At 68.7% G+C, this 16,588-nt stretch carries 21 protein-coding genes and 1 pseudogene; 8 read left to right on the top strand and 14 right to left on the bottom strand.

The window, feature by feature from the left end:
* Positions 1-23 precede the first annotated feature (23 nt).
* From BUB97_RS16530 to BUB97_RS16485, 10 genes are all read right to left on the bottom strand, one after another.
* Positions 24-350: an STAS domain-containing protein gene (locus BUB97_RS16530; RefSeq protein ID WP_073136715.1), complete on the bottom strand. Its 327-nt coding sequence runs from the start codon at positions 348-350 to the stop codon at positions 24-26.
* Positions 351-409: 59 nt separating this feature from the next.
* The gene (locus BUB97_RS16525; protein ID WP_086062264.1) at positions 410-820 is read right to left on the bottom strand and encodes an ATP-binding protein; all 411 of its coding nucleotides are present in this window, start codon (positions 818-820) and stop codon (positions 410-412) included.
* A gap of 306 nt (positions 821-1,126) precedes the next feature.
* Positions 1,127-1,843 carry a phosphate regulon transcriptional regulator PhoB gene (gene phoB, locus BUB97_RS16520; protein WP_073136713.1) on the bottom strand — a complete coding sequence of 239 codons (717 nt, stop codon included), beginning with the start codon at positions 1,841-1,843 and terminating at the stop codon, positions 1,127-1,129.
* Positions 1,840-2,568 carry a phosphate signaling complex protein PhoU gene (gene phoU, locus BUB97_RS16515; protein WP_073136711.1) on the bottom strand — a complete coding sequence of 243 codons (729 nt, stop codon included), beginning with the start codon at positions 2,566-2,568 and terminating at the stop codon, positions 1,840-1,842. Before phoU ends, phoB begins: the two co-directional genes overlap by 4 nt.
* 17 nt (positions 2,569-2,585) lie before the next feature.
* Complete coding sequence (gene pstB / locus BUB97_RS16510; protein WP_073136828.1) at positions 2,586-3,368, bottom strand: phosphate ABC transporter ATP-binding protein PstB; 783 nt, start codon at positions 3,366-3,368, stop codon at positions 2,586-2,588.
* Between the two features lie 113 nt (positions 3,369-3,481).
* Positions 3,482-4,387 carry a phosphate ABC transporter permease PstA gene (gene pstA / locus BUB97_RS16505; RefSeq protein WP_086062263.1) on the bottom strand — a complete coding sequence of 302 codons (906 nt, stop codon included), beginning with the start codon at positions 4,385-4,387 and terminating at the stop codon, positions 3,482-3,484.
* Between the two features lie 5 nt (positions 4,388-4,392).
* Positions 4,393-5,373 carry a phosphate ABC transporter permease subunit PstC gene (pstC, locus tag BUB97_RS16500; RefSeq protein WP_073136709.1) on the bottom strand — a complete coding sequence of 327 codons (981 nt, stop codon included), beginning with the start codon at positions 5,371-5,373 and terminating at the stop codon, positions 4,393-4,395.
* A gap of 59 nt (positions 5,374-5,432) precedes the next feature.
* Positions 5,433-6,470 carry a phosphate ABC transporter substrate-binding protein PstS gene (gene pstS / locus BUB97_RS16495; protein ID WP_073136707.1) on the bottom strand — a complete coding sequence of 346 codons (1,038 nt, stop codon included), beginning with the start codon at positions 6,468-6,470 and terminating at the stop codon, positions 5,433-5,435.
* A 170-nt stretch (positions 6,471-6,640) separates the two neighbouring features.
* Positions 6,641-7,069, bottom strand: a complete 429-nt coding sequence (locus BUB97_RS16490; RefSeq protein WP_073136706.1) for a phage holin family protein — start codon at positions 7,067-7,069, stop codon at positions 6,641-6,643.
* Between the two features lie 13 nt (positions 7,070-7,082).
* Positions 7,083-7,385: a DUF883 family protein gene (locus BUB97_RS16485; RefSeq protein ID WP_073136704.1), complete on the bottom strand. Its 303-nt coding sequence runs from the start codon at positions 7,383-7,385 to the stop codon at positions 7,083-7,085.
* Positions 7,386-7,600: 215 nt separating this feature from the next.
* Here BUB97_RS16485 and BUB97_RS26285 point away from each other — a divergent pair, with 215 nt between their 5' ends.
* A complete protein-coding gene (locus tag BUB97_RS26285; protein ID WP_175562658.1) occupies positions 7,601-7,756 on the top strand; it encodes a hypothetical protein in 156 nt (51 codons plus the stop codon).
* 28 nt (positions 7,757-7,784) lie between these two features.
* Here the strand turns inward: BUB97_RS26285 and BUB97_RS16480 are convergent, their stop codons facing one another.
* From BUB97_RS16480 to BUB97_RS16470, 4 genes are all read right to left on the bottom strand, one after another.
* Positions 7,785-9,560 (bottom strand): sensor histidine kinase, encoded by a 1,776-nt coding sequence (locus tag BUB97_RS16480; RefSeq protein ID WP_139281366.1) that lies wholly within the window; start codon positions 9,558-9,560, stop codon positions 7,785-7,787.
* Between the two features lie 80 nt (positions 9,561-9,640).
* Positions 9,641-9,790, bottom strand: coding sequence for a NepR family anti-sigma factor (locus tag BUB97_RS26280; protein ID WP_245818332.1), 150 nt, complete (start codon positions 9,788-9,790; stop codon positions 9,641-9,643).
* 62 nt (positions 9,791-9,852) lie between these two features.
* The gene (locus BUB97_RS16475) at positions 9,853-10,449 is read right to left on the bottom strand and encodes a sigma-70 family RNA polymerase sigma factor (RefSeq protein ID WP_073136824.1); all 597 of its coding nucleotides are present in this window, start codon (positions 10,447-10,449) and stop codon (positions 9,853-9,855) included.
* 144 nt (positions 10,450-10,593) lie between these two features.
* The gene (locus BUB97_RS16470; RefSeq protein WP_175562656.1) at positions 10,594-11,100 is read right to left on the bottom strand and encodes a sigma-70 family RNA polymerase sigma factor; all 507 of its coding nucleotides are present in this window, start codon (positions 11,098-11,100) and stop codon (positions 10,594-10,596) included.
* A gap of 121 nt (positions 11,101-11,221) precedes the next feature.
* Here BUB97_RS16470 and BUB97_RS16465 point away from each other — a divergent pair, with 121 nt between their 5' ends.
* From BUB97_RS16465 to BUB97_RS16435, 7 genes and pseudogenes are all read left to right on the top strand, one after another.
* On the top strand, positions 11,222-11,938 hold the full coding sequence (locus BUB97_RS16465) for a response regulator (protein WP_073136700.1): 717 nt from the start codon (positions 11,222-11,224) through the stop codon (positions 11,936-11,938).
* A 148-nt stretch (positions 11,939-12,086) separates the two neighbouring features.
* On the top strand, positions 12,087-12,311 hold the full coding sequence (locus BUB97_RS16460; protein WP_073136698.1) for a CsbD family protein: 225 nt from the start codon (positions 12,087-12,089) through the stop codon (positions 12,309-12,311).
* An 87-nt stretch (positions 12,312-12,398) separates the two neighbouring features.
* Positions 12,399-12,560 (top strand): DUF1328 domain-containing protein, encoded by a 162-nt coding sequence (locus BUB97_RS16455; RefSeq protein ID WP_073136696.1) that lies wholly within the window; start codon positions 12,399-12,401, stop codon positions 12,558-12,560.
* 7 nt (positions 12,561-12,567) lie between these two features.
* Positions 12,568-13,221: a hypothetical protein gene (locus BUB97_RS16450; RefSeq protein ID WP_073136694.1), complete on the top strand. Its 654-nt coding sequence runs from the start codon at positions 12,568-12,570 to the stop codon at positions 13,219-13,221.
* Positions 13,222-13,261: 40 nt separating this feature from the next.
* Positions 13,262-15,097: an ABC transporter ATP-binding protein/permease gene (locus BUB97_RS16445; RefSeq protein WP_073136692.1), complete on the top strand. Its 1,836-nt coding sequence runs from the start codon at positions 13,262-13,264 to the stop codon at positions 15,095-15,097.
* Positions 15,098-15,374: 277 nt separating this feature from the next.
* Complete coding sequence (locus BUB97_RS16440; protein ID WP_245818330.1) at positions 15,375-16,256, top strand: tyrosine-type recombinase/integrase; 882 nt, start codon at positions 15,375-15,377, stop codon at positions 16,254-16,256.
* 95 nt (positions 16,257-16,351) lie between these two features.
* Positions 16,352-16,588 (top strand): annotated as a pseudogene (locus BUB97_RS16435) (IS21 family transposase); the annotation flags it as partial.

Here is a 16,588-nt window from a genome sequence, read left to right as displayed (position 1 = left end):
CCCCGCCGCGGCGCCCCGGGCGGTCAGCCCGCGGCGAGCGCGTCGGCGCGGGTGGCGTGCAGCGGGATGATCTTGTCGAAGCCGGAGATCTCGAAGACCTCCCGCACGGCCGGCTGCAGGCCGCAGACCGAGAAGCCCACGCCCTTGGTACGGGCCTGCTTCGCCGCCTTCAGCAGCACGCGCAGCCCGGCGGAGGAGACGTAGCGCACCCCCGTCATGTCGGCCACGAGCGGGCCGGCATCCAGCAGCGAGAGGAGCTTCTCCTCCGTCGCCGGCGCGGTGGCGGTATCAAGGCGGCCTTCCAGCGAGGCGATGGTCGTCGCGCCTTCCCTGTTCTCGGCGATCTGCATGGCATCTCCAGTCAGGTCCGGCGCAAGGAGCCGGTCGGGAACGATGTTTGCCCCCCGCTTCACCCCGCGTCCAGCAGGGCCGTCAGGCGATTCCGTCCATCACGGCGCTCGTAATGCGCCTCGCGGGTCATGCGGCGCACGAAATGCACACCCAGCCCGCCCACATCGCGCGTCTCGACCCCCGCATCGAGGTCCGGTTCGGCGACGGAGAGCGGGTCGAAGGGAGGGCCGTCATCCTCGATGAGGAGGTGGACCGAGTCGCCCTGGCGGCTGGCCTCCACCGTCACCAGAGTGGCGCCCGCCGCATGCATGGCGACATTCGCCGCCAGCTCCTCGGTCACCAGGGCCAGATGCTGGGCGGCCCGAGGGGACAACCCCGCGCCCTCCGCGAATTCCTCCAGCCGGTCGAGAAGCGCAGGCAGCGCATCCACCTCGGGCGGCATCTCGTGGCGCAGCGCCGCAGCGTCCAACCCCGCCTCCCCTGTCCTGGCCCGGAAGATAGGGCGGGCGGCGACGCTTGGGAACAGAGAGGGCTCCGCCTTCAACCCGCCAAGGGCCTGAGGCCCTTGGAACCCCGTCTGACTGCCGTGGATACCCCGGATCAGTGGGGTCGCGGGCTAAGGCGCTTTTCCTGCCCTTGCAGTCGCCTCGGGCCAGGACCCGAGGCGCACCGTCAGCCCAGTGAATCTAAACCTGAAAAAGAAGATGATGGTGCGGGGTCCGGGGAGAGGAAGAATTCCTTCTTCCTCTCCCCGGGACAGACCGACACCGGAGGATCAGGCCTCGGCGTCCAGCGCGTAACCGGCGCTGCGGACGGTGCGGATCACGTCGGAGTCGGCTTCCCCGTTCACCGCCTTCCGCAGGCGCCGGATGTGCACGTCCACCGTCCGCAATTCCACATGGATGTCGCGCCCCCAGACGGCGTCCAGCAGCTGCTCGCGCGAGAAGACGCGGCCGGGGTGCTGGAGGAAGAATTCCAGCAGGCGGTACTCAGTGGGGCCCAGATGCAGGGTGCGGCCCGCGCGGGTCACGCGGTGCGCGTCCTGGTCCATGGTGATGTCCCGCCAGGACAGCGCGCCCTTGGTGGACGGGCCCGAGGAGCGGCGCATCACGGCGCGGATGCGGGCCAGCAGCGCCTCGATGGTGAAGGGCTTGCCGATATGGTCGTCCGCCCCGGTGTCCAGCGCGCGGACAGCGTCCGCTTCCTCAGTGCGGGCAGTGACCATGATGATCGGCAGGTCCCGCGTCTCGGCGCGGCGCCGGAGCTGGCGGCAGACCTCGAGGCCGGACATGGCGGGCAGCATCCAGTCCAGCAGCATCAGGTCGGGCTTGGATTCGGCGACGCGGATCAGCGCCTCCGGCCCGTCCGTCGCCTCCTCCACGCGGAAGCCCTGCTTCTCCAGGTTGTAGCGGAGAAGGGTGAGCAGCGGGGCCTCGTCCTCCACCACCAGGATGGTGGGGCGCTGGCCGTCGGGAAGAGCGCCGGCCCTCATGCGGCGGGTGCCTGTGGCGGGGCCGGCAGCTCGCTGGAGACGTCGGCCTTGGGCCGGTCCTCGGGCAGCACCGCGCCGCGCACGGCGTAGTGCACCGTTTCCGCGATGTTGGTCGCGTGGTCGCCGATCCGCTCGAAGTTCTTCGCGATGAAGAGCATATGCGTGCAGGCCGTGATGTTGCGCGGATCCTCCATCATATGCGTCAGCATCTCGCGGAAGATCCCGGTGTAGATGTCGTCCACCGGCGCATCGGCGGCCCAGACGCGCTCGGCGAGGTCGGCGTCGTCGCGCACGAAGGCGTCGATGCTGTCCTTCAGGTTGCGCTGCACGAGCTGCGCCATCCACTGGAAGCCGTTGACCCCGCCGATGAAGGGCTGGCCCGAGACGATGATGGCGCGCTTGGCGACATTGCGGGCGTAGTCGCCGATCCGTTCGATGTCCTGGCTGATCTTCAGCGCGGCGACGATGAAGCGGAGGTCGCTCGCCATGGGCTGGCGCAGGGCCAGCAGGCGCACGCAGAAGGAATCCACCTCCCGCTCCAGCGCGTCGATCGGCGCGTCGCGGCCCACCACCTCGCCAGCCAGCTCGGAATCCCGGCGGACCAGAGCATAGGCGGAATCGGCCACCTGCCGTTCGGCGAGGCCGCCCATCCGGGCGATCAGCTCACGGAGCCGCTTCAGCTCTTCCTCATAGGATTTCACGATATGCTCCACCGGACGATCCATGATCCTGCCCTTCCGCCTCAGCCGAAGCGGCCGGTGATGTATTCCTGCGTGCGCTTCTGGCGCGGCGCCGTGAACAGGTCGGCCGCCGGCGCCACCTCCACCAGCTCGCCCAGGTAGAAGAAGGCCACCTGGTCGGCGCAGCGCGCCGCCTGCTGCATGTTGTGCGTCACGATGGCGATGGTGAAATCCTGCTTCAGCTCGTCGATCAGCTCCTCGATCTTGAGGGTGCTGATCGGGTCGAGCGCGGAGGTCGGCTCGTCGAACAGGATCACGTCCGGCCGCACGGCGATGGTGCGCGCGATGCAGAGGCGCTGCTGCTGGCCGCCCGAGAGGCCCATGGCGGAGGAATGCAGACGGTCCTTCACCTCCGGCCAGAGCGCCGCGCGGGTCAGCGCCCACTCCACCCGCTCCTCGATCTCCGCGCGCGAGAGCTTCTCATGCAGGCGGATGCCGAAGGCGATGTTCTCGTGGATGGTCATCGGGAAGGGCGTGGGCTTCTGGAAGACCATGCCGACCTTCGCGCGCAGCGCGTTCAGGTCCATGTCCGGGTCCACGATGTTCTGGCCGTCCAGCATCACCTGCCCCTCAGCCCGCTGGCCGGGATAGAGGCTGTACATGCGGTTCAGCACGCGCAGCAGCGTGGACTTGCCGCAGCCGGAGGGGCCGATCATGCCCGTCACCTGCCGGTCCGGCAGATCGAGCGAGATGCTCTTCAGGGCCTTGTTCGTGCCGTAGTAAAAGTCGAGATCGCGGATCGCGATCCGCGCCTTGTTCATCAGGGCGGAGGAACGGGCCGCCATGCCGCCGAAGGTGCCGGAGGGCGGCTGGGCCGTTGCCGGGGCCTGGGTGGCCGCCGCGGGGGCCGCGGTGTCGGTGCCGAGATTCTGATTCATGGGTTTCCCTCAGGCGTCCCCTATCGGCGGGCGCGCAGCACGGCGCGCGCCACGATGTTCAGGCCCAGCACGCCCAATGTGATGATCAGCGCGCCGGCCCAGGCCAGGGTGATCCAGTCCTCATAGGGAGAGCCGGCATAGGAGTAGATGGTGATCGGCAGGCTCGACATGGGCTGGGAAAGGCTCAGGGACCAGTTGAGATTGCCGAGCGAGGTGAAGAGCAGCGGCGCCGTCTCGCCGGCCACGCGGGCCACCGCCAGCAGCACGCCGGTGATGATGCCCGAGATGGCGGCGCGCCAGCAGACCAGCACGATCATCTTCCACTTCGGCGCGCCCAGGCCGATCACGGCCTCCCGCAGCGTGTTCGGGATGAGGCGCAGCATGTCCTCCGTCGTGCGGACGACGACGGGGATGACGATGATGGCCAGCGCCACCACCCCCGCCCAGCCGGAGAAGCCGCCGAAGGGAAGGACGAGCAGCTGGTAGACGAAGAGTCCGATCAGGATGGAGGGGGCCGAGAGCAGCACGTCCGAGACGAAGCGCACCACATGGCCGAAGCGGGAGTTGCCCGCATATTCCGCGAGGTAGGTGCCGACGAGCAGGCCGATGGGCGTGCCGATGAGGGTGGCGAGCGTCACCTGGATGAGGCTGCCGATGATCGGGTTCAGCAGGCCACCATGGGACCCCGGCGGGCGCGTCACCTCGGTGAAGACGGAGAGCGAGATGCCGCCCGCGCCCTTCACGACCAGGGTGGCGAGGATGGAGACGAGGAAGAGCAGGCCCAGCCCCGTCGCGACCGTGCAGAGGATGCGGATGATGGCATCGACCCGCGCCCGGCGGCGCCCGAGGGCGACGGAGGCGCGCTGGTCCTTGGCGCGGCCGGGAATGGAGGAGCGGGGAGCGGCGGAGGCCGTGGTGGCGGACATGGCGCTCAGCCCTTCAGCCGCGAGCGGAGCAGCCAGCGCGAGAGGGCCAGCACCGCGAAGGAGATGACGAAGAGGAGGAAGCCCAGCGCCAGCAGCGAGGAGAGCTTGAGGCTGCCCGCCGCGCTTTCCCCGAATTCCAGGGCGACGATGGAGGCGATGGTGTTGCCCGGCCCGAAGACCGAGGCGGTGATGCGGTTGGCGTTGCCGATGACGAAGGTCACGGCCATCGTTTCGCCCAGGGCGCGGCCGAGGCCGAGCATGATGCCGCCGACCACCGAGATACGGGTGTAGGGCAGCACGACCCGGCGCATCACCTCCCACCGCGTGGCGCCCAGGCCGTAGGCGCTCTCCTTGAACACGCCCGGCACCTGCAGGAAGACGTCCCGCATGGTGGCGGCGATGAAGGGCAGCACCATGATCGCGAGGATAAGGGCGGCGGTGAACAGGCCGGTGCCGAAGGGCGGCCCCTGGAACAGGTCCCCGATCAGGGGCAGTTCGCCCACCGTGTCGATGATGGCGGGCTGGATGGTGCTGGCCATGACGGGGACGATGACGAAGAACCCCCACATGCCGAAGATGATGGACGGAACCGCGGCCAGCAGCTCGATCGCGGTGCCCACCGGCCCGCGCATCCAGTCCGGCGCCAGCTCGGTCAGGAAGAAGGCGATGCCGAAGGCAAGCGGGACGGCCATGAGCAGGGCGAGGATGGCGGTCAGGATCGTGCCGTAGATCGGCACCCCCGCGCCGTAGAGATCCTGCACCGGGTCCCATTCGGTAGAGGTGAGGAAGGCCGCGCCGAAGGCCTTGAAGGCCGGCAGCCCACCGAGGAACAGCTCGATGATGATAGCGCCCAGCAGGAGCAGCACGAGGGCCGCCGCCGCGCGGCAGAGGGTGGCGAACACCGCATCCCCGGTGCCGCTGCCGCGCCGTGTAGCGGGGCGGGCCGGGGCGGCGGGGAAGGCTTCTGGGACGGCGACCTGGGCCACGCGGTCTTCCTCGGTTCAGGGGGTCGCCCGGCGGCTCGGAGCCGCCGGGCGGGTCCGGATCAGCGCGCGGGCCAGGCCGGCTGGCCGTTGACCTGGATCTGCGACCAGGCGGCGCGCACCGCGTTCTGCACGGTCTCGGGCAGCGGGATGTACTCCAGCTCCCGCGCCGCCGCGCCGCCATTGGTGTACGCCCAGTCGAAGAAGCGCATCACCGCGCGGGTGCGCTCGATATCGGTGGAGTTGGTCGGCAGCAGGATGAAGGTCGGCGAGACGATCGGCCAGGAGGTCGCGCCCTGCTGGTCGATGATGCTCGCCGCGAAGCCCGGCACGGTCCAGTCGGCATTGGTCGCCGCGGCCTGGAAGCTCTCCATGCTCGGGCGGACGAACTGGCCGGCCTTGTTGCGCAGCTGCGCGGTGGCGAGGCGGTTCTGGGAGGCATAGGCGTTTTCGACATAGCCGATGCCGCCGCGGGTGTTGCGGACGGTGCCCGCCACGCCTTCATTGCCCCGCGCGCCCGCGCCCGTGCCCCAGCGCACCGAGGTGCCGGCGCCCACGCGCTGCTTCCACTCGGCCGAGACGGCGGAGAGGTAGGAGGTGAAGACGAAGCTCGTGCCCGAGGAGTCCGCCCGGTAGACCGGGGCGATCGCCAGGTTCGGCAGGGTCACGCCGTTGTTCAGCTCGACGATCCGGGGATCGTTCCACTTCGTGACCTTGCCCATGTAGATGTCGGCGAGCAGCTCGCCGGTGAGGCGCAGCTGGTCCTCGGCGACGCCGGGGATGTTCACGATGGCCACCACCGCGCCCATCACGGTCGGGAACTGCATCAGGTTCCCTTCGGTGAGCTGCTGCTGGCTCAGCGGCGCGTCCGAGGCGCCGAAATCAACCGTGCGGTTGCGGATCTGGTTCACGCCGGCGCCCGAGCCGACGGACTGGTAGTTGAGCTGCAGGCCCGCGGCCTTCGCACCCTCGCCCCAGCGCTGGTAGACGGGGTTGGGGAAGGACGCGCCAGCGCCCGTGATCTGGGTGGTCTGGGCCATGGCGGCCGGGGTGGCCGCGAGGGCGATGAGGCCCGCCAGGGCGAGGCGACGATGGATCACCGGATGATCTCCGCAGTTTCGGCCGGGCCTTTCGGCCGGCGGGGGCCTTCTAGGCGGGGGCAGCGTCACCTGCGTTGCAGTTTTATGACCAATCCATGACAGACGCCACGCAGCAAAAAGGGCACCTCCCTTCGGAGGTGCCCCAGCTTGCCACACTGGTCACGCGGCCGTCACATGCGGCGGCCGCCCCGCAGCTTCGGCCAGAGCGCCGCCAGGGCGATGCCCCCCAGCGCCATCAGCGGGGCCGCCTGGGTGGTGAAGCCGCTGACGGCCGACTGGGCCGCCCCGGTCAGCGCCACGTTGCGCACTGCCTCGGCCTCCATCTCCTCGCGCGGCTTGGTGTTCCGCGAGGCCAGGAAAACCAGGATTCCGGCGATCACCAGATCGGCCAGCATGACGATCAGCGCCGAAAGCACCGGCCCGAAGCTGTTCCGGGCCGCGTGCCAGCCCAGCACATGCAGCATCACGAAGGCGGCCAGGCCCATGAGGCCGGCCGCGGCGTAGAATGCGACGCTCCGGGCGGTGGCATTCGCCTTCGCCTTCAGGCGGCGACCTTCCGCCTGCGCCGCCATTCCGACCAGGCTGAAGGTCCGCAGCATCCTCCGCCCTCCTTCAGCGGCCGAGGATTCGGGCCAGGATGAAGCCGACCGCCGCGGCGATCAGCAGCGACTGCGCCGGGCGCTCCCGCACGCGGTCCGCCACCTGCTCATACTGGACCTGGGCGGTGTCGGCGGCGCGGGCGGCATAGCCCTCCGCGGCATCCATCGCCTGCGACAGGTACTTCTGCCGGTCGGCATACAGCTCCTCGACCTGCTTGCGCAGGGCGGCGATCTGCTCGGCGGCGCTGGTGGTGGCGTCGTTCACGGCGGTGGCCGCCTCGTCGACTGCCTTGCCTGCGTCAGTGTTCGCGGCCATCGGTCCCTCCTAAGGACATGTCTTTGGTCCCCACGGCAACGCGCCCCCGGCAGGGCGGTTGCGCGACGTCGCATCCTGCGTCCCGCACCCGTCGCGCATCGCCGTCCCTCGCCTGCCCCCGGACTCCGGGAGGATGCAAGGGCAACCGGCCGGCTCGCTTCCGCGTTTAAGAAGGGTGGCCGGACGGATGGCGCCCGGCAAGAGAGGAGCGGGCCATGCAGATCGGTCGCGTCTCGATGATGGTGCTGCTGGCCGCCCTGATCGCGATGCCGGTGGCCTATGCGCAACTCAATGCCCTCATGGAGGGCGCGGGACTGGTGATGACGGCCTTCGGGCCGGGCGACTTCCAGACCGCCGCCCTCCCGCACTGATCCGCGGGCAGGTTCAGCCGGGGCGCGTTCAGGAGGTCATTGCGCGCGGCGCCGGGTTCTCCCGCACGGGGAAACGGACGGTCCAGCGCGTCCCCCCGCCCTCGCCTTCCACCCTTCCGCCGACCAGCGGCCCGCCGAGCTGCTTGGCGAAGCCTTCCATCAGTTGAAGCCCGAGTCCGCGCGGCCTGTCCTTGCGGTCCGGCAGCCCGATTCCATCGTCGCGGATGGTCAGCGTCACCTCGCCTCCCTCCGCCGCGCTACCATCCGTCGCAAGGGTGAGCCAGACCGTGCCGCGCATGTCGTCGGGGAAGGCGTGCTCCACCGCATTGCCCACCGCCTCCGTCACCAGCAGCGAAAGGGAGACGGCCTGGTCGGTGGAGATGGCGATGTCCGCCACGTCCAGCTTCAGCGCCAGCCGCTCGCCCGGGGATTCGTTGTGGGAGGCGAATTGCTGGTTGGTCAGCTCCGTCAGGAAGGGAACCAGCGAGACCGCCTCGAAGCTGTGCTGCATGTAGAGGTGGCGGTGAAGCGTCGCGAGGGCGCGCACGCGGTTGCGCGCGGCCAGGAACTCCTCGGCCGCCGCGGGGTCGCCGATTCGCCCGGCCTGCAGGTTCAGCAGGGAGGAGACGATCTGCAGGTTGTTCTTCACGCGGTGGTGGATCTCGGCCATCAGCGCGTCGCGCTGCTCGAGGGCGGCGCGGAGATCCGCCTCGCGCCGGGCAAGGGCCGCCGCGGCCTCGCTGAAGGCCTGCTCCACCGCCCGCACCTCGCGCGGCTCCGTGCCGGAGGGGCTGACCCGGAAGGGATTGCCGGGCCGCCAGCCCCGCACCCGGGCCGAAAGCAGCCGCAAGGGGCGCACCATCGCGAGATCCGCCCCGACGACGATGGCCGCCAGGCAGGCGACCAGGAAGGTCGCCAGTTCCATGATCCGTTGCAGCAGGACGGCCCGCGCGGCCTCCTTCACCGCCCCGACGGGATGCCCGACCACGAGCCGGAGGCCCGGGTTGAGCCTCGCCCCGGCATAGGCGGTTTCGCCGCGCCGTCCTTCCACGACCTCCCCGCTCTCCCCGAGGCGCGCGAGGATTCCGGGGTCGAGGGCCGGGGTGGCGGGGCGGCCGGGGGCGATGACCCGGTCTTCCCGGTCGACCAGCCAGACCATGTCGGCCGAAGCGCGCCCCCCACTGGGCGGGGTGCCGGGGGCGCCGGCATAGTCGCGCAGCACCAGCGTTCCCACGACCGCCCAACCCGCCGTGCCGGAGCCCGCGCTGGAGACACCGGGCATCACCACGGGCAGCGTCGGCGCCTGCCCGGCCCCGCCCGGGAGGAAGGCCCCATAGGCCGGGGCGCCGCTCGCCAGGGCCTCGCGCAACAGCGGGCCGACGTCGAAGCCGGCCGGCACGGTGCCGCAGACCGGCGGCTGGCCGGGCACGACGACGGAAAGGCTGGCGATGTCACCGGGATGCAGTTCGGCGAGCCGGCGGAAGCCCGCCGCGCAGCCCCCCTCCCCGGCCGGGCTGTCCGGGGACGGATTCTGCCGGGGGTCCTGCCTGGCCAGGGCGGCGAGGATGGATTCCGAGAGGCCCAAGGCCACGCCATAGCGGGCGGCCATCAGGGTCCGCAGCGTCTCAACCCCGCGGCGCCCCTCATCGAGGGCGGCCTGGTAGTCCTGAAGGGAATTGGTGACGGCGATGGAGGCGACGGGAATGCCCGCGACCATCAGCAGGACGATCATCCGGCCACGGATGCCGCCAAGGGACGAGGCCAACCGGCGTCTCAGCCGCGCGAATCGGTCGCGCCGCAGCATGGAAGGGTGATCCTCACGCGCGGCGGCGCCGGGCAGATTGTCCGGCACCGGATATCACCCCCCTCTTTCAGCTAGGCGCCCTATCCCTGGCTGCGGTCCTGTTCGATCAGGCGCAGCAGCTCCTCGGGGATCGGCTCACGCATGACGTCATCGAACATCTGATGCAGACCGCGCTGCAGCCAGAGGTCGAAGGCAGTTTCGGGCGCGGCTTGGCCGCGCCCGTTTCCCACGCCCTGTCCTGGCTTTGACACCGGTCCCGGCTTTCCCTTCGGGTGACTACTCTCGTCCATCCTCAGACAGGGGTCGCATGCCCCATCCCCGCCTCACTCTCCGCAGTATGACGACGCCGGGCGCGAGGGGAAGAGGCCGACTTGCGGGAAGAGGCGGCGACCTTCGGGGCCTCGACGCCGCGCTCCTCGCCGGTCAGCCAGCGCTGCAGGGTCTGGCGGGCGCGGAAGACGCGGCACTTGGCGGTCCCGACGGCGCAATCCATGGCCGCGGCCACTTCCTCGTAGGACATGCCCTGGACCGTCACCATCACCAGCGCCGTGCGCTGCTCGGCCGGCAGGCGCGACAGGTGGCCGCGCAGCTCGCGCATCACCAGGCTGTCCTCCTGGGCGCCGGGGCGGGCGAAGGCGCTGCTCGGCACGTCGTCGATATCGGTGGTCTCGCGCTTGCGGCGGACATCCGAGATGAAGCGGTTGCGCAGGATGCGGAACATCCAGGCACCGAAATTCGTGCCGGGGGCGAAGCTGTCCTTGGCGGCCAGGGCCGAGGTCACCGCGGCCTGCACCAGATCATCGGCATCGGCGCGGTTGCGGGTCAGCGCCAGCGCCTGCACGCGGAGCCGCGGAAGGGTGGTGACGAGCAGCTTGTGGAAATCAGCCATGCTGTGGCTCGGGCGGACGGTGGCCTGGGTCTCGATGGTCTGGCTCATCTGGGTAGTCCCCTCTGCGTCGATCTTCACCCGACCAATGCACCACCCCCGAATTCGGTTACCAATTCCCTGATCACGAAAAAGCCAGGGTGAGATTCACTCGGTATCCGATTGATTTTCCTCGTCACCGTACTGCGCGGCCAAGGCCTTCCGCGCACGCGAGACACGGGCCTTCAGCGTGCCCACCTGCACCCCCGCCACCCGCGCGGCGTCCTCGCCGGAGAAGCCCAGGGCTCCGACCAGCACCAGCGCCTCCTGCTGCTCGCGCGGCAGGTGCTCCAGCGCGCGGGCGAGGCCCATGACCTCCATCCGGTGCTCCTGCCCCGCCGGCATTCCCTCCTCCACCGGAACCTTGTCGAGCGCCCGCTGCCGGGCCGCCGCGCGGCGGCGATTCTCGAACCAGGCATTGCGAAGGATGGAGAAGGTCCAGGCGCGCAGGCTGGTTCCAGCCTGCCATTGCGCCTCGTTCCGCAGGGCACGCAACAATGTGTCTTGCACGAGATCGTCCGCTGCGGCCGGATCGCGCGACAGGAAGCGGGCGAAAGCCCGCAGGTCGGGCAGCAGCCGCGTCAGAGCCGGGCGGAAATCCTGGTCGTTCGTCATGCACCCGGCGAAAAAATGAACCGTGTGCCGCATCGACGCGGCGCACGGCAGATCCATTTAAGGACCCCGCGGGGCCGCCATAAGGGCGGCACCCGGACGGGGCGGCGGAGGACTATCACGGATGAATGCTGTCACGCAGGGGGAGTTGCTTCGCACCCTGCCCTTCGCCCGGCGCTATGCCCGGGCCCTGACCGGCGGGCAGGCACGCGGTGACGCGCTGGTGGCGCAGGCGCTCCGGGCCGGACTGCCGCAGGACGTGCCTGGCCCGCTCTCCCTCTTCGCCGGGGTGAGCCGGATGGTGCCTGACAGCCCCGGGGAACACATCACCGCGAAGCAGCGTCAGCTGCTGCTCCTCACCGCTCTCGAGGACCTCTCCCTCACCGATGCCGCCCTGGCCATCGGGCTTCCCCTGCCCGAGGCGCGGCAGCTGCTGGAGAAGGCGCGCGAGGCGCTGCTGGCGGTGGCCGCGACCGACATCATGGTGATCGAGGACGAGCCGATCATCGCGATGGACATCCGCCAGTTGGTGGAGAGCTGCGGCCACAACGTGGTCGGCATCGCGAGCGGCGAGGCGGAGGCCGTGGCGATGGCCCGCGAGCTGCGGCCCGGCCTGATCCTGGCCGATGTGAATCTCGGCCCGGGCGGCGACGGCATCTCGGCGGTGCAGCGCATCCTGCAGGAGCAGGCGACGCCCGTCATCTTCGTCACCGCCTATCCCGAGCGCCTGCTGACGGCGGAGCGGCTGGAGCCTGCCTTCATCATCAGCAAGCCCTTCGAGCCGGTCGCTCTGGCCATCGCCACCTACCAGGCGGTTTCCGGCGGCGTCTCGATCGACTGAATTCCCGCCTTCCAGCGGCGTCAGGGGGCCGGACCAGGCGACTGGTCCGGCCCTTTCCATGTCGGGGCCGCCCGCCCCCGGCAACCCCCATCCCATCCTCCCGTTGCCCGCCATGAGTCCCGCATCGTCGCGGGAGATGGAGGAAGCAATGGACTGGGACAGGCTCGCGGGAGACTGGAGCAACATGGGCGGCAAGGTCCGCCAGAACTGGGGCAAGCTGACGGACGAGGATATCCGCCAGGCCGGCGGACGCCGGGACATGCTGCTGGAGCGGATTCGCGAACGCTACGGCCTCGGCCCCGACGAGGCGGAAAAGCAGCTGGAGGATTGGGCTTCCTCCCATGCCGGGGGCAGCCCGGGGCAGGCGGTGTAGCCCGGAAACCACGCTCCGTGGCGAGCGGGCAACCAGCATCAACATGCCACGTTCAGGCAACGCATCCTCTTCAAGGGAAATCCTCACATGCTTTACTGGACCGTCATCTTCCTGATCATCGCGCTGGTCGCGGGCGTGCTGGGCTTCGGCGGCGTTGCTTCCGCGGCCAGCGGCATCGCCAAGGTCCTGTTCGTGATCTTCCTCGTGCTGTTCCTGGTCTCCCTGGTGGCGGGCCGGGGCTGGATCTGAGGGCTCCATGAACCGCCGCTCGGCGCTTCTGGCCGGCCTCGCGACCATCGTCGCGGGGCCGGCTTTTTCTCAGGGTAGCACCGGGCGGCTGTGGTTCGATCCGACGCAACTCCCCTCCTTCAGCGGCGTGGTGGATCGCTACCTCCTCACGCCCGAGGGCAAGACGGACCGGCTGATCTTCCGGGAGGGGCCGCAGGTCATCTTCCCCGAGCATGTCGCGGGCGACATCATGGCCGCCGTGCCGCCGGGCCGGTCGATCATCGTTTATGGCATCCGTGCGCGCCGCGCGCCGGCCATCACCTTGCTGGCCTGGGCCAAGGATGGCGACACCCAGCCGCGCTTCGTGGACCGGCCGAGCTGGACCTTTCCGGAATACCGCGCGGCCGATGAACGCCTGGAGGTGTCGGGCACCATCCGCGCGCCGCTTTACACGCCGCAGGGGGACGTGATCGGCGTGCTGCTGGATGAAGGCGTGGTGATCCGCCTGCCGGCCGGCGTCGCCCAGGTACTGGGCGACCGCCTCTCCGCCGGACGCAGCATCGCCGCGGTGGGGCATGGCGCGAGCGTGGCCGAGCGCGGGAAGGCGCTGGATGCGGAACGCATCGGCGAGAGCCCCGACAGGTTGGAGCCGCTGCCGGCACCGGCAGAACGTCCGCAATGATGCGAATGACGATCGCGACCCAGGACAGGCGAGACACAGCGTGAGTGAGACAGCAGGGGCAAACATCCAGATCCAGACGGGGGCCATTGGTGCCTTTCTCCGCCTGGCGGGAGGCTTCTTCCTGCGGGAGAAGAAGGCCAAGTGGCTGGCCTTCGGCCTGATTGCGCTGACGCTGCTGCAGATCCTGATCCAAATTCGTTTCAATCTCTGGAACCGGGACTTCTTCAACGCCCTCGAGAACCGCGACCGCGACGCCTTCCTGCGCGAGATGCTGTTTTTCCTCGGCCTTGCCGCCTCCTCGATGATCACGGCAGTGTACCAGCTGTATGTGAAGCAGCTGGTGCAGCTGCGCTGGCGCGAATGGCTGACCGAGCGCCTGCTCGGTGTCTGGATGACGGATGCGCGCCACTACCAGCTGGACCGCGCGGGCGCGGCCGACAACCCGGACCAGCGCATTGCCGAGGATGCACGGCTCTCTGTCGATCTGGCCGTGGATTTCGCGACGGGCATCTTCAACTCGGCGGTGATGCTCATCGCCTTCGTTGGCATCCTCTGGACGATCTCTGGCGCCCTGAACCTCACCATCGCCGGGAATGCCATCACCATTCCCGGCTACATGGTCTGGGCCGCGCTGCTCTACGCCGTGATCGGCTCCACCCTCACCTACCTGGTGGGCCGGCCGATGGTGGCGCTGAACTTCTGGCGCTCCTCCAAGGAAGCGGATTTCCGTTTCGGGCTCGTCCGGGCCCGCGAGAGTAGCGAGGGCATCGCCCTCATCGGTGGCGAAACCGATGAGCGCCGGGGGCTGCAACTGCTCTTTACCAATGTCGCCGATGCGGTCCGGGACCTCATGAAGAGCCAGCGCCGGCTGATGTGGCTCACCAGCGCCTATGGCATGCTCACCTCCGTCTTTCCGACCGTCGTGGCCGCGCCGTCCTATTTCTCTGGCGCCATCACCCTTGGTGGGCTGATGCAGATCGGCTCCGCCTTCGGCTCCGTGCAGGCCTCGCTGAACTGGTTCGTGGACAACTTTCCGCGGCTGGCCGAATGGCGTTCAAGCGTCGAGCGTCTGCTGACCTTCCGGGAGTCGCTTCGCGTGATCGAGGAGATGGTGGCCGATGGCGACCAGCCCACCATCGTGCGGATCGAGGGCAAGCCGGGCGAGGAGGAGAAGGTGTCCTTCCGCGATGTCCAGGTCGCCTTTTCCAACGGATCGGTGGTGATTGCCGAGGCCTCGGCCGAGATCCAGGCGGGAGAGCGGGTGCTGGTGAAAGGCGAGTCCGGCACGGGCAAGAGCACATTGTTCCGTGCCTTCGCCGGCATCTGGCCCTGGGGAAGCGGCGAGATCCACATGCCTCCGCGGGAGGCGACCACCTTCATGCCGCAGCGGCCCTATCTTCCGTTGGGGACGCTGCGTGGAGCCCTGTCCTATCCCAATCCGCCAGAAACCGTGTCCGACAGCACGGGGAAGGAGGCGCTCGAGCGCGTGGGGCTCGCGCATTTGCAGGAGAAGCTGGAGGAGGATGCGCGCTGGGACCAGGTGCTCTCTCTGGGCGAGCAGCAGCGCCTCGCCTTCGCCCGGCTGCTCATCCAGAAGCCGCGGTGGATCTTCATGGACGAGGCCACGGCGGCGCTGGATGAGGAGAACCAGGACGCGATGATGCAGCTGGTGCTGGACGAGCTGCCGAAGAGCGCCCTCATCTCCATCGGGCATCGCCCCGGGTTGGACGCCTTCCATGAGCGCACGCTGCATCTGCAGCGCGGCCCGGAAGGAGCTCGGCTGGCCCTCCGGCAGCCGGTGCGGGTGCTGAAGACGCGGACAGTGAAGATCCGCAATCCCTTTCGCCGGCGTGGGCGCCAAGCGACGGCGGAATGAACAGCAAAAAGCCCTGGCGCCATAGGCGCCAGGGCTTTCGTATCTGGATGCGGGGACAGGATTTGAACCTGTGACCTTCAGGTTATGAGTTCGATTTAGGCCCCCAGCGCTCAGGTTTTCTCCGCCCCTCCAGGGTACGCCAAACCCCTACAATACATTGTTTCTATTGACATTTATCATCTGACCGCCTACCCTTGGACGCGATCGGAATCGCTCCCATTTTCTCCCGACTGATTCCGATTTGATTCCGGAGATTCCGGCGTTCGTTAGGTGTTCTATGGCCAAGATCACAAAACGTTCTGTCGATGCCGCCACCCCCGGCGACCGGGAATTCTTCATCTGGGATGAGGAACTGAAAGGCTTCGGCCTGCGTGTCTATCCCTCCGGTCGCAAAGTGTATCTCGCGCAGTTTCGGGCCGGCGGCCGACTTCGCCGCGTCAACATCGGTACCCATGGTGCGCTGACCCCGGACACCGCCCGGACAGAAGCGATGAAGCACCTTTCCGATGTTCGTCTCGGCGGCGACCCGGCCGGCGAGCGCGACAGGCGCAAGGCCTCGCCCACCATGAAGGAGTTCGGCCAACGCTTCCTCGATGAGCACGTCGCCTCCCATTGCAAGCCGACCACCCAGGCCGAATACAAGCGCTCGGTCGAACTGTTCATCAACCCGAAGATCGGCACCCACCGCATCATCGATGTGAGCCGCGCCGATGTGGTCGAGCTTCACCAGTCGATGAAGGCGACGCCCTATCAGGCCAACCGCACGCTGGGCGTCCTCTCGATCATGTTCACTGTCGCCCACACCTGGGGCATACGGACCGACGGCGTAAATCCGTGCTGGAAGGTGAAGCGATACAAGGAGATCAAGCGCGAGCGCTACCTTACTCCCGAGGAACTCGCTCGGCTCGGCAAGGTGCTGCGCGAGGCGAATTCAGAGCCGGAAGCGGTGAACTGCATCCGTCTCCTCCTCCTCTCGGGCTGCCGCCTCAGCGAAATCCAGAAGCTCAAATGGGAGCATGTCGATCTCCGTGCAGGCATGCTGCGGCTGCCGGATTCCAAGACCGGGGCAAAGCTGGTGGCGATCGGCAAGGCCGTGGTCGAAGTGTTCAAGAGCATCGTCAGGGTGAAGGACAATCCCTACGTTGTTGATTTGCACTGAGAGCTGACCCTGTAGGAGCCGAAGTTTTCGCTGAGAAATGACCCGTGTCTGTTCACCTCCCCGGCCGGATGGCCGGGGTTATCGGAGTGATCGACATGGAGTTGTTGAGCGTGATCCGCCGGTGGCACCACCGGGACCGCATCCCGATCCGCGAGATCGAGCGGCGGACGGGCCTGTCGCGGAACACGATCCGCAAGTACCTGCGGTCGGATGCCGTGGAGGTGCGGTTCAAGGTCCCCCAGCGCCCGAGCCGCCTGGACCCGTTCGCCGACAAGCTGTCGGAGTGGCTGAGGGTGGAGGCGGGCAAGGGCCGCAAGGGGAGGCGGACGGTG

Source organism: Muricoccus roseus, from assembly GCF_900141905.1.
Taxonomy (GTDB): Bacteria; Pseudomonadota; Alphaproteobacteria; order Acetobacterales; family Acetobacteraceae; genus Roseomonas; species Roseomonas rosea.
Note: the sequence above shows the minus strand (reverse complement) of the source record. Positions and strands in the feature narration are given on the sequence as shown.